Here is a 4,114-nt window from a genome sequence, read left to right on the forward strand (position 1 = left end):
CGGAAGCCTTTCATGCGATTCACGCTCGACGGTGTTGCGTTTTTTGTATACCCGCCATCGAACCCGGTCGGGCGGCCGCCGCGGGAGCCTCGGTTGAGCCGGTTCCTGCGCTGGTCCCTCCGCTCGGGAATGGTGTGGGCGATCCCGCGTCGCCGCAGGTAGCGGCGGTTGTGCCGCGACGTGTAGGCCTTGTCGGCCAGGACATGGTCAGGCCGGGAGCGCGGTCGTCCGACGCCGATGCGGGGCACGGCTGTCTGCCGCAGCACGGGCTCGAGTTGTGGGCCGTCACCGTAGTGGCCGGGAGTCAGCAGGACGGCGAGGGGCCGGCAGTGTCCGTCGGCGGCGAGATGGATTTTGGTGGTCAGTCCGCCGCGGGAGCGTCCCAGGCACTCGCCGAGGCGACCACCTCCTCCAGCCGGACGACCAGTCTCCGCAGAACCGGATCGACCTGATTCGTCCCTGCGCGGGCCGGCCCCGTCACGGCGGCCGGAGCTCTGAGGCGGCTGCGGCACGCATGCGGCGTGCGTCTGTACGACGTCCTCCGGGACACGGCCTCGGTGGTCGCCACCGGGCAGGACGACGGCACCCGCAGCCGTCTGTTGCAGGAGCGCCTCGACAGACTGCACGCAGCCGCGCTGCTGATCGAGGACTTTCTCGACGAGCGCGCAGTCGACGAGGGCACCGAGGCCCCGCTGCGGCACATTGGTCGTGTGGAGGTGTCCGCGCAGCGCCTGGCCGTACTCACCGTCCGCGCGGTCCGCACACCGGCGGCCCGCAACGATCTGGCGGAACGAAGGGCGCGGCAGCGGCTCGCGCAGCGGATCCGGGCTCTCGGGCACCGGGTCACCGCGGGAACAGCCCGCGCATCCGAACAGTGCGAGGAGAGGGACGAAGGCGGCCCGGCGAACCGGCCGGCCGGCTCCGCACATGTGCAGGACTGCTTCCTAGCGGTCGACGAACTCACCGCAGCCCTGCGGGTTCTCGGCCCACGAGGCCGCCCAGCAAGGTTCAAGACACCTCCTCACAATGCCGCCCCATCAGCTTTGGGGGCGGTGCCGCGCAGGGACACGGACACCGAAAGCCTGAAGCGCCAAGCCACCCGCCAGGCGGTCCAGGTGACAACAGCCTCGGCCCTCGCCGTCGCGGGCGGTCATCTCCTGTCTCCGCACCTGTGGTACTGGGCAGTGGTGACCGCATGGGTCGTCTTCATCAGGACCGAGAGCACCGGCGAGGTGCTGCTGCAAAGTGCCCGGCGGCTGGCGGGCACTGTCCTCGGCGTGGTGTTCGGCTACGGCCTCGCCGCCCTGGTCGGCGGAGACGGCCCTGTCCTCCTGTTCCTGCTCCTGCTCCTGCTCCTGCTCCTGCTCCTGCTCCTGCTCCTGCTGTGCAGGTTCGGGATCTTCTACACCCCGTCACGGGCCTATGGGGCCGTGACGTTCTTCATCACCGGCACACTCAGCATGCTGCTCGCGCTGATGGACACCTTCTCGACGCACGTGCTGCTTCTGCGTGTCCAGGAGACCACACTGGGAGTAGCCTGCGGGCTCCGCGCCGCCGCCCTCGTACTTCCCACCACGGTCCGCCGGGCCAGTGACGAGGAGCTGGTCGGTTTCCTGCGCGTCCTCGACCGCCTCCTTCGGGCCATCGCGTCAGAAAGCACGGACGCGGAAACCCCGGCGAACTGAGTCCGCGCGGCACGCGACCTCGACCAGGCACTGGAGTCCTTCCGCAAGGCCTGTCTGCCTCTCACCCATCCGCTCAATCCGCAGCGCGGCCGACGGCACCACACCCGCCACCTGCTGGAACTCCTCGAGGCCGGCGCGTACCACGCACGGAGCCTGGCCGCCACGGCCGAGCGTCTCCCAGCGGGCCATGCTTCGAAATGCGCCCCCCGCCTCACTGCCGCGGCCGACCGTGCGCACGAAACCGTGGCCCACCTGATCCGCGTCACCGGCCATCGACCGGGATTCTCCTCGCACACGGCACGCCCCAGAGTCGTCAAGGCACTGTCCCTGCTCTCGGAGGAGCTGCGCGTCAGCCGCAGCCGGCCGTCGCAGGAGTGTCGCCTGCTGCAGCACATCAGTCGCCTCGACGCGACCTTGACCGCGCTTGTGGACCCGCTCGTCCCGGACCCCGGCCGCACCACCATGGTCCCGCCCCGAAAGCGTTGACATCCCGTCGCCGCACGGGCCGGCCCCGGCTGTCGCGGTGCGCTGCGTCGATCTCGAAGACCAGCGCAAAGGCGCCCAAGCCCTCTGACACCCGCCAGAACGTATCACGGGATGACCGCGCACCCGTGCATTTCGCTGATTTGCAGGCATCAAAGCCGCCGACGTGAAAGGAAGGGACAATCACCGCACACGACACGGCCAGCAAGTGGGCATACGGACCCGGCTGCCGTCTCGTGAATGCGGCGAGGTGGCCACGTACTCGTCCGCAAGGCATCCGGGAACGGAACTCGAAACGGGGAACCGCCTCGCCTTTCACCTGGCCTACAAGAGGAAAAGCCCGTGTTCAGAGCCGTACGCACCGGTGCAGTCACGTGACGGATACCGCGCCCGCTGAAGCCGCTCGTACGGTTGGGTAAACCTTACGAGCTCCAAGGAAATCACATGGAACAGATTGCGCTCGGCAACGTCTCTATCACCCGTGTTTGGGAATACTACGGGTCCGTCGAAATGGAGCCCCATGCCTTCTTCCCGGAAAGCTCGAAGGAAGTCTGGAAGGACAGCGTCCACTGGCTGGCCCCGCATTTTCTGGACTCCGAGACCAACACCGTGAATTCCGCGATCCAGACCTGGCTGCTGCGCAGCGGAGGCAAGACCATCCTCGTCGACACCGGTGTGGGCAACCACAAGGAGCGCCCGTACGCGCCGGTCTGGAGCCACCTGGAGACAGACTTCCTGGCCAACCTCGCCCGGGCAGGTGTCCAGCCCGAGGACGTGGACATCGTGATCAACACGCATCTGCACATCGATCACGTCGGCTGGAACACGTACCTGGACGGGCGGAGTTGGGTTCCCACCTTTCCCAACGCCACCTATCTGATGCCGAAGGATGACTTCGACTTCTGGAACCCGGCAAACGGCCACCAGCCGCTGCCCGGCCGCGGCAACCAGAACGTCTTCGAGGACAGCGTGGCCCCGGTGCACCAGGCCGGCCAGACGCTGCTGTGGGAAAACAGCCACCAGATCGATGCCGACCTGCGCCTGGACGCGGCTCCCGGACACACCCCCGGCTCCTCCGTGCTGACCCTCAGTTCCGGGACGGACCGCGCGGTGTTCGTCGGTGACCTGCTGCACAACCCGGTGCAGATCGTCGAGCCGGACGCCAACAGCTGCTTCTGCGAGGACCCCGCGGGCGCCCGCGCCACCCGCCGCAAGGTGCTGGGCTGGGCGGCCGACAACAACGCGCTCCTGATCCCCGCGCACCTGGGTGGTCACGGTGGCGCCGAAATCGCGCGTAACGGCAACACGTTCGACATCAAGGGCTGGGCGCCCTTCGCCCCGTACTCCGAGCAGGGCTGACGCCCCCGGAAAGGCATAGCTGTGAGCCACGAACCCGAGCCCGTCGTCACCACCGCACAGGGAGCCGTCCGCGGTCTCCGTCAGGACGACGGCACCGCCACCTTCCTGAACATCCCCTACGCCGCTCCTCCGATGGGCGCCGGCCGGTTCGCCCCGCCGCAGCCGCACGAGCCCTGGGACGGCGTACGGGACGCCACCGTGCCCGGCCCCAACGCCCCGCAGTCCGAGCGGAAGCTCGGCAGCATCAACATGGCCCCCTACTTCGGCGCCGGCTGGAGCCGTGGCGAGGACTACCTCACCGTCAACGTCTTCCAGCCCACCACCGCGGACAGCGCTCTGCCCGTGATGGTGTTCGTCCACGGCGGCGGGTACGTCGCCGGATCGACGCGGTCCGCGCTGTACGACGGTTCCGCCTTCGCCCGCGACGGCGTCGTCCTGGTCACACTCAACTACCGGCTGGGCATCGCCGGGTTCCTCGACATCCCCGGGGCGCCCGCCAACCGCGGCCTGCTCGATGTCGTCGCGGCGCTGCGCTGGGTGCGGGAGAACATCGCCGCCTTCGGCGGTGACCCGGACAACGTCACCCT

4 protein-coding genes and 1 pseudogene are annotated in these 4,114 nt (G+C 68.7%); 4 read left to right on the plus strand and 1 reads right to left on the minus strand.

All coding sequences use genetic code 11. The features are described from left to right. Window positions 1-386, minus strand: a pseudogene (locus tag ACTWQJ_RS47570) (transposase); the annotation flags it as partial. Window positions 387-521: 135 nt separating this feature from the next. On the opposite strand from ACTWQJ_RS47570, the gene ACTWQJ_RS47575 reads away from it, so the two are divergent. The 4 genes from ACTWQJ_RS47575 to ACTWQJ_RS47590 all read left to right on the plus strand — a co-directional run. Beyond that, entirely contained in the window at window positions 522-1,685 is a 1,164-nt protein-coding gene (locus ACTWQJ_RS47575) for an FUSC family protein (protein WP_443312600.1), read from the plus strand. A gap of 243 nt (window positions 1,686-1,928) precedes the next feature. Then, entirely contained in the window at window positions 1,929-2,171 is a 243-nt protein-coding gene (locus ACTWQJ_RS47580) for a hypothetical protein (RefSeq protein WP_409471477.1), read from the plus strand. Between the two features lie 441 nt (window positions 2,172-2,612). Further along, a complete protein-coding gene (locus tag ACTWQJ_RS47585; RefSeq protein WP_409471476.1) occupies window positions 2,613-3,527 on the plus strand; it encodes an MBL fold metallo-hydrolase in 915 nt (304 codons plus the stop codon). Window positions 3,528-3,548: 21 nt separating this feature from the next. Then, the coding region (locus ACTWQJ_RS47590) for a carboxylesterase family protein (protein WP_443312601.1) at window positions 3,549-4,114 on the plus strand (566 nt) is incomplete at its 3' end.

It is taken from the genome of Streptomyces sp. KR55 (assembly GCF_052245645.1).
GTDB classification, from domain to species: domain Bacteria; phylum Actinomycetota; class Actinomycetes; order Streptomycetales; family Streptomycetaceae; genus Streptomyces; species Streptomyces flavusporus.

Excerpts from the sequence above, each read along its gene's own strand:
- ACTWQJ_RS47585 (WP_409471476.1), top strand. The coding sequence starts at position 2,613 with ATGGAACAGATTGCGCTCGGCAACGTCTCTATCACCCGTGTTTGGGAA.